Source organism: Pseudoxanthomonas dokdonensis (genome assembly GCF_001431405.1).
GTDB lineage: Bacteria > Pseudomonadota > Gammaproteobacteria > Xanthomonadales > Xanthomonadaceae > Pseudoxanthomonas_A > Pseudoxanthomonas_A dokdonensis.
On the sequence record NZ_LDJL01000011.1, the window covers coordinates 70,813 to 87,257 of the forward strand.

The following is a 16,445-nucleotide window of genomic DNA, read 5'->3' on the forward strand; positions in this document are numbered from 1 at the left end:
GCCTGGGAACAGTGGAACATGCCAGGCCGGCCAGGGTCGGCTCAGTCTTCACTTCGGCTCGTCGGCGCTGCGCATCGGCACCTTTTCATCGCTGTTGTCATTCCGGCTCTTGGTCCGTTGCTGCGCGCGCGACTCGGCCGCGCCGGTGGCGCGTGCATCGGCGGCATCGTGGTCCGGCGGCGCCGCACGCGGATTTTCGCCTTCCGGGGTCAGCCAACCGCCAGTGAAGCCGGCCTGCTCAAGCCCTTTGCGGATGTAGGGATTCTTCTTCATCACGTCCCAGACGAAATCATTGCGGTAGTTGGCAATCATCGCCAGGATCGGCCCTTGGTCGATACCGATGTAATCCCCGGATACCCAGCCTTCACCGGGCACGATGCGCCCGTTCTTGAGTGGGATGTCGTAGTCGAAGCTCGGATTGAATGCATCCAGGAAGCCATAGCTGGAATACAGGTATTCACCATAGCGCTTGTGCATGGCCTTGGTCGCCGGAATGACGATTTCCGGTGCGAAAGGCAACGAGGCGATTGCCGCGGTCGGGGCGATGGTGCCATCGTCGAAGTTCTCGCGGAAGCCAACCCCGCGCGCCGAGTAATGGCGGAACTGGCGCTGTTCGCCGCGGTATTCCTGCAGGGTCTGCTGCGGGCCATCACTGGCGGTCAGGCCCCAGATGTTCTCGCCGTAACCACGCCACTGCATCGGATTTTCCTTGGCGTAGGCCTGCTGCGCATAGGTGGCGCGGCGACTGTTCTCGAAATAATCGATGCCGCGCTCGCGCATGTAGGCATCCTGGATGCCGCGGTAATCGATCCAGACATGGCTGTACTGGTGGCCGAACTGCGGGCCGAAGGTCAGGTACTCCTGCCCCTGGTACACGCCCCAGCTTTCGCTGTAGGTCCTGGTCCAGACTTCCCAGGCGTCCGGGCTGACCGGATGGGTCGGCGAGCCCAGCGCCAGCACGTACAGCATCATCGCCTCGTTGTAGCCCATCCAGTCATGCGGGATGAAGCCGCTTTCCGGATACCAGCCCATCGAAATAAGCGGTTTGTTCTGCTGCAACCACGGCCAGTCGACGCGCTTGTACAACAGATCCGCCAGTTTGCGGATCTCGGCTTCGTTGGCATCATCGCGGTCATAGTACGACTGCGCGAACAACACCCCCATCATCAGCAGCGCGGTATCGACGCTGGACAGTTCCACCCAACTGCCATATCGCTCACCGGTACGCATGTCGAGGAAATGATAGTAGAACCCCTTGTAGGCACCCTTGCCTTCGCGGGCGGTGCCATTGGGCAGATCGCGGAAGAACTTCAGCGTGATCAGGGTCCGTTCGACCGCCTGCCGGCGACTGATCCAGCCGTTCTCGATGCCGATCGGATATGCGGTCAGCGCGAAGCCGACCGAGGCGATGCTGGCGAACGGCCGCGACGGATAGCGATCCGGGGTCAGCCCATTGACCTCGTTGCTGGTGTCCCAGAAAAACTGGAACGTGCGCTTCTCGATGTCGCGGAACAACGGCGGCAACTCCGGCTTGCCGGGTGTGCCCTCCACCTCCGGTGCGACTAGTACCACCTCCGGCTTCTTCGGCGCCACCGGTGCCTTGGCGGCCGGCTCGGGTTGCGGTTTGCAGGCAGCCAGCAGCACGGCCAGGAACCCGACCATGAATGCAGGACCAAAACGATGCGGGTGCTTCTTCAAAACATACCTCTGATACACCAAGTCATACTGCTCCACCGCGCTGCATGCGCGGTTCGCAACTCGCCGCCCGGCATCAGCCGAGCGGCTACCAACTGCTACCAGTTCAAGCCAAACGTCAACTTGAAGGTGCGGGTCTGCCCTTCGATTTCATAGCTGGTGCGGTCACGATAGTTGTTATTGGCAACAAACTGACCAAGGGCTTCGTCATAGCCACCACGATAAGTATCGAACTGACTGTAATTGCGCCAATTGAACAGATTGAAGATGTCGCCGCGCATCCGGAAGCGCATGTCCTCGCTGATCTGCCACTCTTTCTGCAACGCGACATCGAACTGCTTGTAGCCCAACGTCGTGTCCGGGGTGACCGGGTCGAAGTAGCAGTTGTTGGGCACGTCGACGTTGAGGCAGTTGATGCCTTCCAGCGGCTTCGGCGTCGCCAATGTCAGTTTGCCCGACAGCGTCATGCCGTAGAAGTCAGCGATACCGGTCATGACCAGTCGATGCTCGGGCACCTCCACCGCCTGGGTAAAGGCGACATTGTCCAGATTGGGGTAATCAAACGAGAAATTGTCGGACTTGGTCCGGTTCTCCTCGGCATCGTTATAGGTGTACGCCAGTGTCATGCCCCAGCCGGAGTCGGCGGTATACGGTTTTTCCAGCGAGACCAGCAATGAAGTTGTGCGCGTCTCGACCGCATTGTTTCCGAGGAAGAAGCGCCCCCAGCCCGGCAGTGCCTGATCCCATGGCTGGCCACCCCAGTCCAGATCATTGTTGCGGAACTCGCCGTCCGGGTAGCGATTGCCCATCGTGAACAGGATGCCGTCCTTGCTTTCGACCCGCACCACGCTGACCGAGGACAGCCATTGCTGGCCCCACAGGCCAAACGCGTTGCGCATGCCCAGCGAGAACTGATCCGAGTACGGGGTCTTCAAGTCATTGTTGATCAAGAATACTTCGCTACCATTACTGGCATTGGCGGCCGCATAGGCGGCCAGCGTGGCCGGATCCAGAAAGCTGGGATCGAATTCCACGCAGGTCGGGCTCAAGGTGCACTGGTGTCCGGGCGTGCTGAAGTTCAGCTCGTAACGCTGGAAGGCCAGGCGATATTTTTCGTAAGACAGATAGTCGAACTGGTTGCGGTTATAGGAACGACCGGCACCGCCGAAGATCACATGGCGTTCGTCACCATTGATGTCGTAGGAGAAGCCTACGCGAGGCTGCCAGCCATCCTTGAAGGTGCTGCGGTTGTTACCATTGCTGATGTAGTCCTGGTAGTTGTAGTCAACATTGGCGTTGTTGATGTTCGGCCATGCCTGCAACGCCGCCACCAGTGCGTCTGGAGTGACATGGTTTTCGTAACTGGGGTTTTCTTCGTAGTCCCAGCGCAGGCCGAGATTAAGCGTCAGGTGCTCGTTGACGTCCCAGTCGTCCTGGATATAGACACCAAACTGCTTGGCTTTCGAAACCACATCGGTCGGATAGCCGTTGCCCGACGCGGTGTACTGGACGAAGTATGGAATATCGAAGCTCTGGGTAACGTCGTAGCGGAACTGCGGCGTGTACGGACTCTGTTCGAAGGCATTGAAATCAATCGACTTGTATTTGACCCCCATCTTGATGGTGTGGCCTTCCCAGCCGAAGAACGTCAAATCGTCCTGGAAACCATAGCCCTTCTGCCCCTTGTTCTGGAAATCACCGCCACCGCCGGCGAGCAATACTTCTTCCATGGCGGGATTGTTTAAATTCTCTTCGCCGCGACGCGGCACGAACAGCTGGTAGCCGACATCGAGATTGGCCGGGCGAGGACCAAACGATGAATCTTCATAGGTGACGTGCGCGTCGTTCAACCAGGTGTCGGCACTGTACTGGTAGCGCAAGTCGATGCGGGTTTCTTCGCCGGTCTTGTTGGTGCCGTTGCTGGCAATCTTGGTACCACCGATATTGGTCAGCTCTTCTTCTTCGCGCCGCTTCATGGTCAGTTCCAGAAGGTGCGCATCACCCAGTGTCCAGTCGATCTTGCCGAAGTACAGATCTTCACTGAACGGCGAGCTGACAGTGTCGCGTACCGCTGCCTGCAGATCCGGCGGCAGATTTTCAACCGGGTACTGGCGTCCCGGAATTACCGAGCGTGGGGTGTTGTAGTCCTTGCCTTCGTAGGTGACGAAGAAATGCATGGCGTCTTCGATGATCGGGCCGCCCAAGGCGATGCCGTACTGCTCGGTCTTGGACCTCGGCTTGACGGTTTCACCCCGCTCTTCGCGCTCGGTCTTGGCGGTCCAGTCGCTGCCGGTACGGTCCCAGAAGAAATCGCCGTGGAATTCGTTGGTACCGGACTTGGTCACCGCAGTGACTGCAGCGCTGCTCAACTGGTCGTACTCGGCCTTGTAGTTGGAGGTAATGACCTTGTACTCGCCGATGCCCAACTGCGGGAAGGGATTGCCGCGGCTGGAATCCTGCCCGGTGATGCCACCCTTCAACACGTAATCCTTCTGGCCGACGCCGTCGATGAATACGTTGACCGCATTGCTGTTCTGCGAGCCACTGCGCAACGAAGTCGAGCCTTCGGTACCGGTATTGAACTGGATGCCCGGAACGATGTCGGCAAATGCCAGGAAGTTGCGCGAATTCTGCGGCAACGCATCGATCTGCTTGGGCGATACATAGGTCGCGATTTCCGAGGTCTTGGTCTCGGCCAGGATTTCGGCGGTGACCTTGACCGTATCCAGGTTGGTGGCTTCGCCGGCGGTCGCGGTTTCGGCGACGCCGCCGACCGGGACGTTCAAGGTCGCGGTCTGGCCGACCTGCAGGGTGACCACCTTGGAACTGGACTGGCCGCCAGCGCTGACGTCGATGCGATAGGTGCCTGGTGGCAGGCCGCCGACGTTATAGCTGCCGGCCGGCGCGGTGACGGTGCGCTTGAGGCCGGTATCCAGGTTGGTGGCGGTGACCGTGGCTTCCGCCGCCGGGGCCGAGTCCAGGGTGACCTGGCCGCGGACGGTGGCAGCGGTGGACTGTGCCAGCACCGCAGGCGCGGCCAGGGCCAGGCAGCTTGCCAGAGCTGCACTGAGGACTCTGCGGGTCAGTCGAACGGGGTGGTTGCTATGGCTCATCTACGATCCCTCCCAGGGGGTGAGGCAAATCAATGAAGGCTGAAATCGGTTACAGGGGACGGCAAAAAAAAGCTACCCGGCTCCGGCCGGATAAGCAGGCGGTGGTGAATGCGACTGGCTGGAACCGCGCACCACCAGGGTCGGTGACAGCATCTGGCTGCGCTGGCCAGTCGTGTCGTTGTCATCGATCTGGTCCAGCAGGCGCGTCATCGCACGTTCTCCCAACCCGGCGATGCTGACCTGCATGGTGGTCAAGGGCGGGTGAACGAAGCGCGCCAGCGGGATGTCGTCGAAGCCGGCCAACGCAACCCGTGCGGGTACCTGCAGCCCCGACTCGCCCAGCGCGAACAGGCAGCCAAGCGCCATCATGTCGTTGGCCGCGAACACCGCATCGGGCAATGCCTCCGCGTCGGCGATTGCCTTGCCGGCCCGGTAGCCGGAAGCCTCGCTGAAATCCCCGGCCAACTCCCATGCGTCGGTGTCGTCACGTTCCTGCATCGCTTGACGAAAGCCACGTTGACGCTCGTGGGCGTCAAAATTGTCTTCCGGACCGGCGATGAAGGCTATCCGGCGATGGCCGCTCTGCAGCAGGTGCCGGACCATCTCCACCGCGCCACCAAAATTGTCGATGCTCAGGGACGGATAGTCCTGATTGTCCTGGCGGGTGTTGATCAGCACCGCCGGCAACAGGGGCGGCAGGTTGTCTTGCAGGAAGCCGCCGCTTTCGTGGTAAGGCGACAGCAGTAACAGGCCATCGACACGCCCGCGCATGGCTTTCAGCGCTTCCCCCTGCTCGGCGGTGTTGCCGTGGTAGCTCGACAACAGCAGGTGCTGGCCGCGTGCGCGGGCGACGGTGTCGATGCCCCGGATCAGTTCGGAAAAGAATTCGCCGTGCAGGTCGGGCAGGACCACGCCAATGGTCTGGGTGCGGCGGCTGCTCAGACTGCGGGCGGCGGCGTGCGGCTGGTAGCGCAGGCGGCTGGCGGTGGCGATGACGTGCTGACGCACGGCCTCGGCCACGTTCTCATGGCCATTGAGCGCGCGCGAGACCGTCGCCACGGATACATCCGCTTCCCGGGCTACGTCCTTGATGGTGATTGCGCTGCGGGCCACCCGCCGACCTCCAGGTCACGAACCAAGCGTTCGGATCGACTGTAAACGGTTACATGGCGTTAAGTAAACCTTTTGGAAAAGTGACTTTTTGTGCTTTCAATTCAATTACTTACTTGACTTATTTGTGACCGTTTCCTGCTGCAGCGCAACAGCCGCGGCCAGCTCCGTTCACTGCGCCGCCGATTCACCCGGCGCGTGGGCCTTGATGATCAGGGCATGGATGTCGGTCTGCATCATCGGCCCCAGCGCGGCATACACCGCGCGTTGCCGGGCCAGCAGCGGTTTGCCAGCGAAAGCATCACTGACCAGTTCAACCGTGTAATGCCCTCGCCCATCGCGCGCGCCGGCGTGGCCGACGTGCAGATGGCTGTCATCCACCACCTCCAGCCGCTGCGGCGCGAAGGCCTGCTGCAGGCACTGACGAATGCGTTCGATGCGTCCAGCGGCGGCCTCGCTCATGGCAGCACCTTGCGGAATGGCCGCACCTGGACCCGTTCATAGGTGCCGTTCTGCATATAGGGATCGGCATCGGCCCAGGCCTGCGCGGCCTGCAACGACTCGAATTCGGCAATCACGATGCTGCCGCTGAAGCCGGCCGGGCCCGGGTCATCGGCATCGATGGCCGGGCAAGGCCCCGCCAGCAACAGCCGGCCCTGCTCGCGCAGCGCTTCCAGCCTGGCCAGATGCGCGCCGCGTACCTGCAGCCGCCTGGCCAGTACATCGGCGCCGTCATATCCCTCAATCGCGTACCACATGCCGCACTCTCCAGAACCGGGAAGCTGAATTGTACGGCGGCGCCCGCCGCGGCAGGCTGGACAGCGGCTGATGCAGCGCTTAACCTACGAATCCTGCGGGGCCGGTAGCAATGGCCCGTCCGAACAGGCACCAGCTGGACCAAGCGGTCGCCAACGTTCCGATGCCCGGTTGATTGCGCCATCCGCCCCCGCCCGACGACCTTCTGCTGTCCGCCACCGCATCCGCGGCTGGCGTTGCTTGTTGATGAAACCAGCGCGTCACGCCCCGGACGCCTGACCGATGCATGACCACCAGATCACGCCGCCCCCGCCGCGTGCCGCTTGCCAACCAGGCTATGACCCGTATTACGGCTGTTGTTGAATGATCTCCGACGTCGCCCAAGAGGCGAATCCTGCCATCCCGACGCAAAATCCACAGCAGCAGGAAATGCCGCTGGCGGTGGTGCATGGGCAGGCAGTGCTGCAGATTCCGCAGGACCTGTATATCCCGCCGGATGCGCTGGAAGTCATCCTCGACGCATTCGAAGGACCGCTGGACCTGTTGCTGTACCTGATCCGGCGCCAGAACCTGGACATCCTCGACATCCCGGTAGCGGAAATCACCCGCCAGTACGTCGATTACATCAATGTGATGCAGGAACTGCGGTTCGAACTGGCCGCCGAATACCTGGTGATGGCCGCGATCCTGGCCGAGATCAAGTCGCGGATGCTGTTGCCGCGACCGGCACTGGAAGAAGGCGAGGAAGGCGATCCGCGTGCCGAGCTGGTGCGCCGCCTGCAGGAATACGAACGCTTCAAGCAGGCCGCCGAGGATCTGGACAGCCTGCCACGGCAGGACCGCGATACCACTCCGGTGCAGGCCTTCGTACCGGACCGGGCGGCGATCAAGTCACCGCCACCGGTGGAGTTGAAGGAAATGCTGCTGGCGCTGCACGACGTGCTCAAGCGCGCCGAGTTGTTCAGCGGCCACGCGATCAAGCGCGAGGCGCTGAGTGTCCGCCAGCGCATGGGCGATGTGCTGGGCCGGCTGCAGGATGGCAAGTTCCATCGCTTCGAAACCATGTTCAGCGCCGAGGAAGGCAAGCTCGGCGTACTGGTGACCTTCCTGGCGATGCTGGAACTGGCCAAGGAACAATTGCTGGACATTGTCCAGGAAGCACCGCTGGCGCCGATTTACGTCAAGTCGCTGGCCTTGAACAACACCAACGAGCCGCTGGCGTTCTCCAGCGAGTTCGATGATGGCGACGTCGCCGCCAACGACGAAGCCTGAGCCTGTCGATTGAGTTTTCCCATTCCGTTGAGCACCCCCTGACGCATGGATCAAACGCTGATTAACCGCATCGTGGAAGCTGCCCTGCTGGCGGCGACCCAACCGCTGACGCTGGCGCAGTTGCATGGGCTGTTCCCCGAGGACGAGCCGGCACCGCCGGGCAGCGTCGAACAAGCGCTGGAATCGTTGCGCGAGGCCTGTGCCGAACGCGGCGTGGAGCTGGTCGAGATCGCCTCCGGCTACCGTTACCAGGTCAAGGCCGACGTGCATGCCTGGGTCGCGCGGCTGTGGACCGAGCGCAAGACCCGCTACACCCGCGCCACCCTGGAGACGCTGGCGCTGATCGCCTACCGGCAGCCAATCACCCGCGGCGAAATCGAGCAGGTGCGCGGGGTGGCGGTCAGCAGCAACATCATCCAGGCACTGGAAGAGCGCGAATGGATTCGCGTGGTTGGTCACCGCGACGTGCCCGGCAGGCCGGCGCTGTTCGGCACCACCAAGGTGTTCCTGGACTACTTCGGCCTCAAGCGACTGGACGAATTGCCGCCGCTGTCGGAATTGAAGGACATCGGCGAGCTGGAACCCCAGCTGCCACTGGAAAGCGCACCGGAAACGATTGCCGCCGGGGCCGCCATGGCCACTGATGCCGACTCGGATGCGGATCCGGGTGCCCAGAGTGGCACGGAGGCTGGAAGCGGCAACGACGATGGCGTCGGCGACGACGACGACAACGACCCGCCTGCCATGGACCCGGCGGCGAACGATGACGCGTCGACGGATTCGACCGCCACGGATGACAGCGACATGGCCGGCTTGGATGCGCCGGACGATCACCTGCAGACCACTGCAACAAGCGGAACCGACGACGGTTCCGATACTTCCCTTCCTTCCCAAGATGACGACGCCAGCGACTCACACCCGGATTTCCCGGCTGACACGGCACCGTCGGAGCAGAAACAATGAGCAACACCCCCCGCAACAAACTTTCCCTGAAGCGCGAAGGCGCCGAGCAGGACGCATCGACCAAGCTCGAAGAGCGCCTGCACAAGGTCCTGGCCCAGGCCGGGCTGGGTTCGCGGCGCGCGCTTGAACAGCGCATCGCCGACGGCCTGGTCAAGGTCAACGGCGTGGTCGCGCAGACTGGCATGTCGATCAAGAGCGGCGACAGAATCGAGCTCGATGGCCGCAGCTTTGTCGCCAGCGCGCTGACCGAACCGGCACGCGTGCTGATCTACAACAAGCCCGAAGGCGAAGTGACCACGCGCGAAGATCCCGAAGGCCGGCCGACGATTTTCGAAGCGCTGCCGGCACTCAAGGGCGCGCGCTGGATCGCCATCGGCCGCCTCGACATCAATACCACCGGCCTGCTGTTGCTGACCACCGATGGCGAACTTGCCAACGCGATGATGCATCCGTCCTACGAAGTGGAACGCGAATACGTGGTCCGCGTGCGAGCGCCGGAAGGCCAGGACAGCGTGCCCGACAACATCCCCGATCGCCTGCGTCGTGGCGTGGCGCTGGATGATGGCCCGGCCAAGTTCGATGAAGTCGAACGCATCGGCGGCACCGATTCGCATGACTGGTTCCGGGTCGTGGTCAAGGAAGGCCGCAACCGCGAAGTGCGCCGCCTGTGGGAATCGCAGGGTTGCCAGGTCAGCCGCCTCAAGCGCACCCGCTACGGCAAGGTCAGCCTGCCGCAGCCGCTGCTGCGCGGCCAGTCACAGGAACTGCCGGAAGCCCAGGTCGAAGCGCTGCGCCAGGAACTGGGACTGGAAGACGGCACGCCGGCCGCGCTGACCCTGCAGCCGGTCATCGGCCAGCGCAAAGCAGCCAAGGCCACCCTGCATGTCTCGCACGAAGGCCGCAGCAAGGGTTACGTCAACGGCTCCAACACCGCCGATGAAGGCCGCGAACTGCGCCGCTTCGATCACGTCCGCGAAGACCGCGGTCGTGGCCGTGGCCGCAAGCCGCACGGCGGCCTGACCGTCAGTGGCGAAGCCGCCGCCAAGCAATCGCAGAAGCCATTCAAGCAGCGTGCACCGAAAGGTCCGAAGCCGCTGCCCGACGGCAACCCGGCCGCATTCCGTAGCTGGTACGTGCCCGATGGCGTCGACACCGGTCCCAGCGGACACCGTAACGCCGGTCCCGGCGCGGCCAGGAAACCCTACGCCGGCAAGCCCGGTGGCCGTGGCCCTGCCGGCGGTGGCAATCGCAACGCCAACCCTTATGGCGATCGTGGCGCCGGCGGTTTCAATGCCGAACGCGGTCCGCGTGGTGGCCAGGGTGGCGCCGGCCAGGGCCAGCCGCGCGCGCCGCGACCTTACGGTCATCCCGGCAACGCGCCGAGCTTTCCGTCCGATCACGCCAACCCCGGTTTCAGCCCGTACGGCCAGCCGCGTCCGCAGGGGCGTCCCGGTGGCGGCAATCGTGCTCCCGGTGGCCGCGGCCCCGGTGGCAACCGCTCGGCGGCGCCGGGTGGACGCGGTCCAGGTGGCAATCGCCCGGCAGGTCCGGGTGGTCGTGGCCCCGGCGGCGGACGCCCACCGGGTGGTGGCAACCGCGGCCCGCGCGGTGGCAATCGCTAGACACGCGACTCGACGGTGGCAGTGGCCCAGCGCCCTCCCACCGTCGTCGACGCCTGCGGTTTCGCGCGCGCGACGCAGCTTTCGGCAGCGTTCGCGCCGGCATCGCTGCGCTCACCCGCAGGTCAGAGTCGATTTCAGCATCTACGTTACAATGGCGCGCTGATCCAACCCTGATAGCGATCCCATGTCTTCTGCTTTTGGCACGGAAACCGTGCTGGATGTCCGTCACTGGACGGATGACTATTTCAGTTTCACCACCACCCGTGACGATGGCTTCCGTTTCGACAACGGCCAGTTCGTCATGATTGGACTGCAGACCGAGCAGGCGCGACCGTTGTTGCGCGCCTATTCGATCGCCAGCGCCAACTGGGAAGAGCAGCTGGAATTCTTCAGCATCAAGGTGCCCAACGGTCCGCTGACCTCGCGCCTGCAGCACATCAAACCCGGCGACAGCGTGCTGATCGGGCGCAAACCCACCGGCACCCTGCTGATCAGCGATCTGCACCCGGGCCGCAACCTGTACCTGCTGGGTACTGGTACTGGGCTGGCGCCGTGGTTGTCGATCATCAAGGATCCGGAAACCTACGAACGCTTTGACCGCATCATCCTGACCCATGGCGTGCGCCATGAAGGTGATCTGGCCTACCGCGACTACTTCGAGAAAGAGTTGCCGCACCACGAATTCCTCGGTGAAGCGATCAGCCGCAAGCTGCTGTACTACCCCGCCGTCAGCCGCGGTGCGTTCCCCAACCAGGGCCGGCTGACCCAGTTGATGGCCAGCGGCCAGATGATGGAAACGCTGGGAATTGAAGCGCTGGATCCGGAACACGACCGCGCCATGATCTGTGGCAGTCCGCAGATGCTGGCTGACTTCCGTGAGCTGCTCGATGGTCGCGGCTTCAGCGCCGCTCCGCGCATCGGCACCGCCGGCCAATACGTGTTCGAGCGCGCGTTCGTCGAGAAGTAAGCGCGCATCCAGCCGACATGGCCGCGGCGCAGGACAGGACCCGCGCCAGCGGACTGAAATGTTACTTGCCGCCGCGCTGGCGTAGTGCCAGATTGGCGCACCCTTCCCTTGCGCTCGCACCATGTCCCTGCGTTTCCTGCGTTCCCGACTGCTCATCGCCGGCCTGTTGTTGCTGAACCTCCCGGTCATCGCCGGCACCAGCGGGCAGCCGCAAGCCGGCGAGATCCCACCCCAGGATCTGGGCAAGCAATGGCGGGGCGAAGCGATCAACCTGGCCGATTATCGCGGCAAGGTCGTCATCGTGACGTTCTGGGCCTCGTGGTGTGGACCCTGTCGAAAAGAGCTGCCGGTGCTTTCGCATTTCCAGAAAACAGTTGGCCGTGATGCCCTGCAGGTGTTCGCGGTCAACTTCAAGGAATCACGCGAGGACTTCATGGCCATCGCCCGCAATCGCGATCTGGATCTGGACTACGTCCATGACCGCAACGGACAGGTCAGCGATCGCTACGGCGTGCATGCCCTGCCCAATATGTTCATCATCGACCAGACAGGTGAAATAGACCACGTGCACCTGGGCTATTCGGCCGACAGCCTGCCCGACATCATTGACGAACTGCTGGCACTGTTGCCGGAAGAAGTCCGCAATCGTCCGGCCCAGGGCAGTTGAGTATCGGCCCGGAGCAGCAGCGATTTCCTGCGTCGGGTAGCTTTTAGCGGAGCAAGCTCCGCTCTACTTGGGGCTGATCGGCCTGGCCAGGGCCTGTTCGATATCGGCCGCCAGTGATTGCGGTTTGTCGGTCGGTGCGTAGCGGGCGATCACCTGGCCGTCACGGCCGATCAGGAATTTGCTGAAATTCCATTTGATTGCCGACAGGCCAAGGATGCCGCTTTTCTGCTGCTTCAACCATTTCCACAGCGGATGGGCGTTGTCACCGTTGACCTCGATCTTGGCGAACATCGGGAAATCGACCGCATAGGTCAGCGAGCAGAACTGCTGGATATCGGCCTCGCTGCCCGGCTCCTGATGGCCGAACTGATCGCAGGGAAACCCAAGCACCACCAGCCCCTGCCCGCGGTACTGCTGCCACAGGGACTGCAGGCCTTCGTACTGCGAGGTAAACCCGCATCTGGAAGCGACGTTGACGATCAGCAGCACTTGGCCGCCGTACTGCGACAAGACCTGCGGATGACCGTCAATATCGGTAGCGCTGAAGTCGAATGCACTGCTCATCGTGATGCTCCCAGTCGCGGATACGGGCCTGACGCCCGCTTGTCAGAGCTGCTCGTGTGGCAGATGCCGCAGCTTGCCCTCGTGCAGTTCCAGCACGCGGTCGAGCTTGCGTGCCAAGCGCCGATCGTGGGTCACCAGCACCAGGCTGGTCTTCTGCGCGCGGTTGAGTTCGAGCATCTGCGCGAACACATTGGCCGCGGTTTTCTCGTCGAGGTTGCCAGTCGGCTCATCACCGAGCACGCAGGCCGGCTGGTTGACCAGCGCCCGTGCCACCGCCGCCCGCTGGCGCTCGCCACCGGACAGCTCGCCCGGCTTGTGCTCGACCCGGTGGCCCAGGCCAACCGAATCCAGCAGCGCCCGCGCCCTTTGCGCGGCGGCCTTGACGTCGGCGCCGGCCAGCATCACCGGCATCATCACGTTTTCCAGCGCGGTGAATTCCGGCAGCAGATGGTGGAACTGGTAAACGAATCCCAGCGACTGGTTGCGCAGCCGGCCGCGTGCGGCGTCGGTCAACGCCGACATCTTCTGCCCGGCCACGTAGACCTCGCCGCTGGTCGGCACGTCCAGCCCACCCAACAGGTGCAGCAGCGTGCTTTTGCCGGCGCCTGAAGCACCCACGATGGCCACGGTTTCGCCCTGCTCCACGGTCAACCCCAGGCCGTCGAACACCGGCGTGCGCATCCGCCCTTCGGCATAGGTCTTGGCCAGGTTTTCGCAATGCAGGACTGCGCTGGTCGATAGGTTGTCACTCATAACGCAGGGCCTCCGCCGGTTGCGTGCGCGCCGCGCGCCAGGCCGGGTACAGCGTCGCCAGGAAGCTCATCGTCAGGGCAATGCAGGCGATGGTCACCACGTCGCTGGTACGCAGGTCGTACGGCAGGCCAGTGATGTAATAGACGTCGGACGGCAGCAGCGTCACGTTGAACACCGACTCGATCAACTCAAGAATGCTTTCCAGATTGACCGTCAGCAGGATGCCGCCGATAACCCCCATCACCGTGCCCATGATTCCGATCAGCGAGCCCTGGACCATGAACACCTGCATCACCCCGCGCGGACTCAGGCCGAGCGTGCGCAGGATGGCGATGTCGGCCTGCTTGTCGGTAACCAGCATGACCTGCGAGGACACCAGGTTGAATGCACCCATCGCGATGATCAGCGACAGCAGTACGCCCATGACCGTCTTTTCCATTTTCAGCGACTGGTAAAGATTGGCGTTGTCGGTGGTCCAGTCGCTTATCCGGTAAGGCCCCTGCAGTTTCAGGGCCAGATCCCGGGCCACGTTCCAGGACTGGTCCATGTCGTGCAGCTTCAGGCGCACCCCGGTGACACCATCGCCCATCCGCAGCACCCGCTGCAGATCCTTGATGTCGGCAATGGCCAGGTTGCGATCGATCTCATTGTGGCCGACCGCGAAGATGCCGCTGACATGGAAGCGCTTGATCCGCGGCGATGAACCGACCGCGGTGTGCTGCAGGGCGGTAGTGGTGACCAGCACGGTATCGCCAACGTCGACCCGCAACCAGGCCGCCAGCTCGGCGCCAAGCAGGATGTTGAAGCTGCCCGGTTTCAGCGAATCCAGACGGCCTTTCTCCATCTTGTCAGCGAGTACCGACACATGCGGCTCGTCCGCCGGCAGCACGCCGCGAACCATCGCACCCTGCGGATCGCCATTGCCGCTGAGCATCGCCTGCACGTCGACGTAGGGGGCGGCACCGGCGACACGCGGGTCCTGCATGGCGACTTCCACTGCGTGCGGCCAGTCCGGCATCGGTGCGCCGACACCGGCAACGGTGGCGTGGGCCTGCATCGACAACAGCCGGTCACGGATTTCGCGCTGGAACCCGCTCATCACCGACAAGGTGGTAATCAACACGGTCACCCCCAGCGCGATACCGAGGATGGATGCCAGCGAAATGAAGGAGATGAAGCCGTTACGCCGCTTGGCGCGGAGATAACGCAGGCCGATGGCCACGGGGATAGGTTTGAACATAGGGCGTCATAGTGCCACCGCCGGCGGCAAAGGCGAAGTACCGGACGCAGTGGCGGCCAGTCGTAGTTCACGCCGGGTCATGGCCGGCAGGGTATCCGGCCACCAGACCCTGCGCTGCTGGCGTCGTCGTTGCGGATCGGTCCACTGCACGATGGCCAGCGGGCCACGCCAGCTGACCCGTACCGGCACCACCGGCCGGCCGTCGATCAGCACTGGATTTTCATTGCCGGGAAACAGGAACCGCAGCGACGGCTGCCGACGATACCGCCACAGGCTGCATCCGCCCTGCGCCACCGCCAGCGCCGACAGCAACAGCCTGGCCAGGCCGCCAGCCTGCGATTGCTGGATCGCCAGCACCGCCAGTACGGTCAGACCGCCCAGCAGCCATTGCAGCTGCACCGAGGGCCGCCACTCAAGCCGGCAGTGAACGGATCCTTTCGATGGCTTGCGCGAGGTCGTCATCCGGACAGTGTTCGTAACCCATGAACCAGCGCCACAGCTTATCGTCCTCGCATTCGAGCAGGCGTAGGAAAACACCGCGCTGGAGCTCGGAGTCGGTTGCCCAGCAGGCGCCCAGATAGCGCTCGAACAGTTGATCCAGCTCACGCATGCCGCGCCGGCAACGCCAGCGCACACGCTTGAGTTCGGGGGATTCGGACGGGTTCATGGCGTGCCGCCGGCCTGCCCTCGCGGGGCCGGGCCGGCTTTGGTGATCAGGCGCGACGCGCCATCATCAACTTCTTGATTTCGGCAATCGCCAGCGCCGGGTTCAGGCCCTTCGGGCAGGTCCGCGCGCAGTTCATGATGGTATGGCAGCGATACAGCTTGAACGGATCTTCCAGGTCATCCAGTCGCGCGCCGGTGTCCTCATCGCGGGAATCGGCGATCCAGCGATAGGCCTGCAACAGGATGGCCGGGCCCAGGTAGCGCTCGCCATTCCACCAGTAACTCGGGCAGCTGGTGCTGCAGCAGGCGCACAGGATGCATTCGTACAGGCCATCGAGCTGCTTGCGGTCTTCCGGCGACTGCAGCCGTTCGCGATCCGGCGGTGCCGGCGTCTGCGTCCGCAGCCACGGCTTGATCGATGCGTACTGGGCGTAGAAATGGGTCAGGTCCGGCACCAGATCCTTGACCACGTCCATGTGCGGCAGCGGATAGATCGGCACTTCTGCCTTCTTGCAGTCACTGATGGCGCGGGTGCACGCCAGGGTGTTGGTGCCGTCGATGTTCATCGCGCAGGAACCGCAGATGCCCTCGCGGCAGGAGCGGCGGAAGGTCAGCGTCGGATCAATCTCGTTCTTGATCTTGATCAGCGCGTCCAGGACCATCGGCCCGCACGCGGCCAGATCGACCTCATAGGTGTCGGTGCGCGGATTCTCGTTGTCGTCCGGGCTCCAGCGGTACACCTTGAAGGTGCGCGGCTGCTTGGCATCCCTGGCCGGGAAATGCTTGCCCTTGCGGACCTGTGAATTCTTGGGGAGCGAAAACTCTGCCATGGCTGATCTCGTTGGCTCAGGCTGCGTGCGCAGGGGATGAAGCGCGCACCGCGCGCACGATTAGGAAAACAATGTAGGCGACCAGTGGCGCCACCGCACAGGCCAGTGCCCAGCGACGGCGCTGCGGCCATGACATGCCGGTATCCAGCAGCATGCGCAGCGGGAACAGCAGCCAGACGGCAATGCCGACCAGTTGACCTGCTGACACCATGTCGGTCATCGACCGC

General features: G+C 63.2%; 16 protein-coding genes and 1 pseudogene. 5 read left to right on the top strand and 12 right to left on the bottom strand.

Annotated elements, in window-relative coordinates; all coding sequences use genetic code 11:
- Positions 1-48 precede the first annotated feature (48 nt).
- From ABB29_RS09985 to ABB29_RS10005, 5 genes are all read right to left on the bottom strand, one after another.
- Positions 49-1,662, bottom strand: coding sequence for a glucoamylase family protein (locus ABB29_RS09985; RefSeq protein WP_057658628.1), 1,614 nt, complete (start codon positions 1,660-1,662; stop codon positions 49-51).
- Between the two features lie 131 nt (positions 1,663-1,793).
- Positions 1,794-4,808: a TonB-dependent receptor gene (locus ABB29_RS09990; RefSeq protein WP_057658631.1), complete on the bottom strand. Its 3,015-nt coding sequence runs from the start codon at positions 4,806-4,808 to the stop codon at positions 1,794-1,796.
- 72 nt (positions 4,809-4,880) lie between these two features.
- Positions 4,881-5,921: a LacI family DNA-binding transcriptional regulator gene (locus ABB29_RS09995; RefSeq protein WP_057658632.1), complete on the bottom strand. Its 1,041-nt coding sequence runs from the start codon at positions 5,919-5,921 to the stop codon at positions 4,881-4,883.
- 168 nt (positions 5,922-6,089) lie between these two features.
- Positions 6,090-6,380, bottom strand: coding sequence for a BolA family protein (locus tag ABB29_RS10000; RefSeq protein ID WP_057658634.1), 291 nt, complete (start codon positions 6,378-6,380; stop codon positions 6,090-6,092).
- A complete protein-coding gene (locus tag ABB29_RS10005; protein WP_057658635.1) occupies positions 6,377-6,676 on the bottom strand; it encodes a YciI family protein in 300 nt (99 codons plus the stop codon). Before ABB29_RS10005 ends, ABB29_RS10000 begins: the two co-directional genes overlap by 4 nt.
- Before the next feature lie 361 nt (positions 6,677-7,037).
- Between ABB29_RS10005 and ABB29_RS10010 the strand changes: the two genes are divergently transcribed.
- The 5 genes and pseudogenes from ABB29_RS10010 to ABB29_RS10030 all read left to right on the top strand — a co-directional run bounded on the left by ABB29_RS10010 (position 7,038) and on the right by ABB29_RS10030 (position 12,165).
- Complete coding sequence (locus tag ABB29_RS10010) at positions 7,038-7,946, top strand: segregation and condensation protein A (protein ID WP_057658637.1); 909 nt, start codon at positions 7,038-7,040, stop codon at positions 7,944-7,946.
- 45 nt (positions 7,947-7,991) lie between these two features.
- Positions 7,992-8,777: pseudogene (scpB, locus tag ABB29_RS16710) on the top strand (SMC-Scp complex subunit ScpB); the annotation flags it as partial.
- Positions 8,778-8,905: 128 nt separating this feature from the next.
- A complete protein-coding gene (locus tag ABB29_RS10020) occupies positions 8,906-10,531 on the top strand; it encodes a pseudouridine synthase (RefSeq protein WP_057658639.1) in 1,626 nt (541 codons plus the stop codon).
- A gap of 184 nt (positions 10,532-10,715) precedes the next feature.
- Complete coding sequence (locus ABB29_RS10025) at positions 10,716-11,498, top strand: ferredoxin--NADP reductase (RefSeq protein ID WP_057658641.1); 783 nt, start codon at positions 10,716-10,718, stop codon at positions 11,496-11,498.
- A gap of 121 nt (positions 11,499-11,619) precedes the next feature.
- Complete coding sequence (locus tag ABB29_RS10030; RefSeq protein WP_057658643.1) at positions 11,620-12,165, top strand: TlpA family protein disulfide reductase; 546 nt, start codon at positions 11,620-11,622, stop codon at positions 12,163-12,165.
- Positions 12,166-12,228: 63 nt separating this feature from the next.
- Here the strand turns inward: ABB29_RS10030 and ABB29_RS10035 are convergent, their stop codons facing one another.
- Genes ABB29_RS10035 through ABB29_RS10065 form a run of 7 tightly spaced genes read right to left on the bottom strand, consistent with a single transcriptional unit; the run spans position 12,229 to position 16,438 of the window.
- A complete protein-coding gene (locus ABB29_RS10035) occupies positions 12,229-12,729 on the bottom strand; it encodes a glutathione peroxidase (protein WP_057658645.1) in 501 nt (166 codons plus the stop codon).
- Positions 12,730-12,771: 42 nt separating this feature from the next.
- Positions 12,772-13,482: a lipoprotein-releasing ABC transporter ATP-binding protein LolD gene (gene lolD / locus ABB29_RS10040; RefSeq protein WP_057658648.1), complete on the bottom strand. Its 711-nt coding sequence runs from the start codon at positions 13,480-13,482 to the stop codon at positions 12,772-12,774.
- Entirely contained in the window at positions 13,475-14,722 is a 1,248-nt protein-coding gene (locus ABB29_RS10045; RefSeq protein WP_057658650.1) for a lipoprotein-releasing ABC transporter permease subunit, read from the bottom strand. The genes lolD and ABB29_RS10045 overlap by 8 nt, the downstream gene beginning before the upstream one ends.
- A gap of 6 nt (positions 14,723-14,728) precedes the next feature.
- Complete coding sequence (locus ABB29_RS10050) at positions 14,729-15,121, bottom strand: hypothetical protein (protein WP_245622598.1); 393 nt, start codon at positions 15,119-15,121, stop codon at positions 14,729-14,731.
- Between the two features lie 13 nt (positions 15,122-15,134).
- The gene (locus ABB29_RS10055) at positions 15,135-15,389 is read right to left on the bottom strand and encodes an FAD assembly factor SdhE (protein WP_057658653.1); all 255 of its coding nucleotides are present in this window, start codon (positions 15,387-15,389) and stop codon (positions 15,135-15,137) included.
- Between the two features lie 46 nt (positions 15,390-15,435).
- Entirely contained in the window at positions 15,436-16,218 is a 783-nt protein-coding gene (locus tag ABB29_RS10060) for a succinate dehydrogenase iron-sulfur subunit (RefSeq protein ID WP_057658655.1), read from the bottom strand.
- 16 nt (positions 16,219-16,234) lie between these two features.
- A complete protein-coding gene (locus ABB29_RS10065) occupies positions 16,235-16,438 on the bottom strand; it encodes a hypothetical protein (RefSeq protein ID WP_057658657.1) in 204 nt (67 codons plus the stop codon).
- Positions 16,439-16,445: the final 7 nt, after the last annotated feature.

Coding starts and splice junctions, on each gene's coding strand:
- ABB29_RS10055 (WP_057658653.1), bottom strand. CDS start 15,389: ATGAACCCGTCCGAATCCCCCGAACTCAAGCGTGTGCGCTGGCGTTGC.
- ABB29_RS10005 (WP_057658635.1), bottom strand. CDS start 6,676: ATGTGGTACGCGATTGAGGGATATGACGGCGCCGATGTACTGGCCAGG.
- ABB29_RS10065 (WP_057658657.1), bottom strand. CDS start 16,438: ATGACCGACATGGTGTCAGCAGGTCAACTGGTCGGCATTGCCGTCTGG.
- lolD (WP_057658648.1), bottom strand. CDS start 13,482: ATGAGTGACAACCTATCGACCAGCGCAGTCCTGCATTGCGAAAACCTG.
- ABB29_RS10010 (WP_057658637.1), top strand. CDS start 7,038: ATGATCTCCGACGTCGCCCAAGAGGCGAATCCTGCCATCCCGACGCAA.
- ABB29_RS10020 (WP_057658639.1), top strand. CDS start 8,906: ATGAGCAACACCCCCCGCAACAAACTTTCCCTGAAGCGCGAAGGCGCC.
- ABB29_RS10025 (WP_057658641.1), top strand. CDS start 10,716: ATGTCTTCTGCTTTTGGCACGGAAACCGTGCTGGATGTCCGTCACTGG.
- ABB29_RS09985 (WP_057658628.1), bottom strand. CDS start 1,662: ATGGTCGGGTTCCTGGCCGTGCTGCTGGCTGCCTGCAAACCGCAACCC.
- ABB29_RS09990 (WP_057658631.1), bottom strand. CDS start 4,808: ATGAGCCATAGCAACCACCCCGTTCGACTGACCCGCAGAGTCCTCAGT.
- ABB29_RS10030 (WP_057658643.1), top strand. CDS start 11,620: ATGTCCCTGCGTTTCCTGCGTTCCCGACTGCTCATCGCCGGCCTGTTG.
- ABB29_RS10060 (WP_057658655.1), bottom strand. CDS start 16,218: ATGGCAGAGTTTTCGCTCCCCAAGAATTCACAGGTCCGCAAGGGCAAG.
- ABB29_RS10000 (WP_057658634.1), bottom strand. CDS start 6,380: ATGAGCGAGGCCGCCGCTGGACGCATCGAACGCATTCGTCAGTGCCTG.
- ABB29_RS10045 (WP_057658650.1), bottom strand. CDS start 14,722: ATGTTCAAACCTATCCCCGTGGCCATCGGCCTGCGTTATCTCCGCGCC.
- ABB29_RS10035 (WP_057658645.1), bottom strand. CDS start 12,729: ATGAGCAGTGCATTCGACTTCAGCGCTACCGATATTGACGGTCATCCG.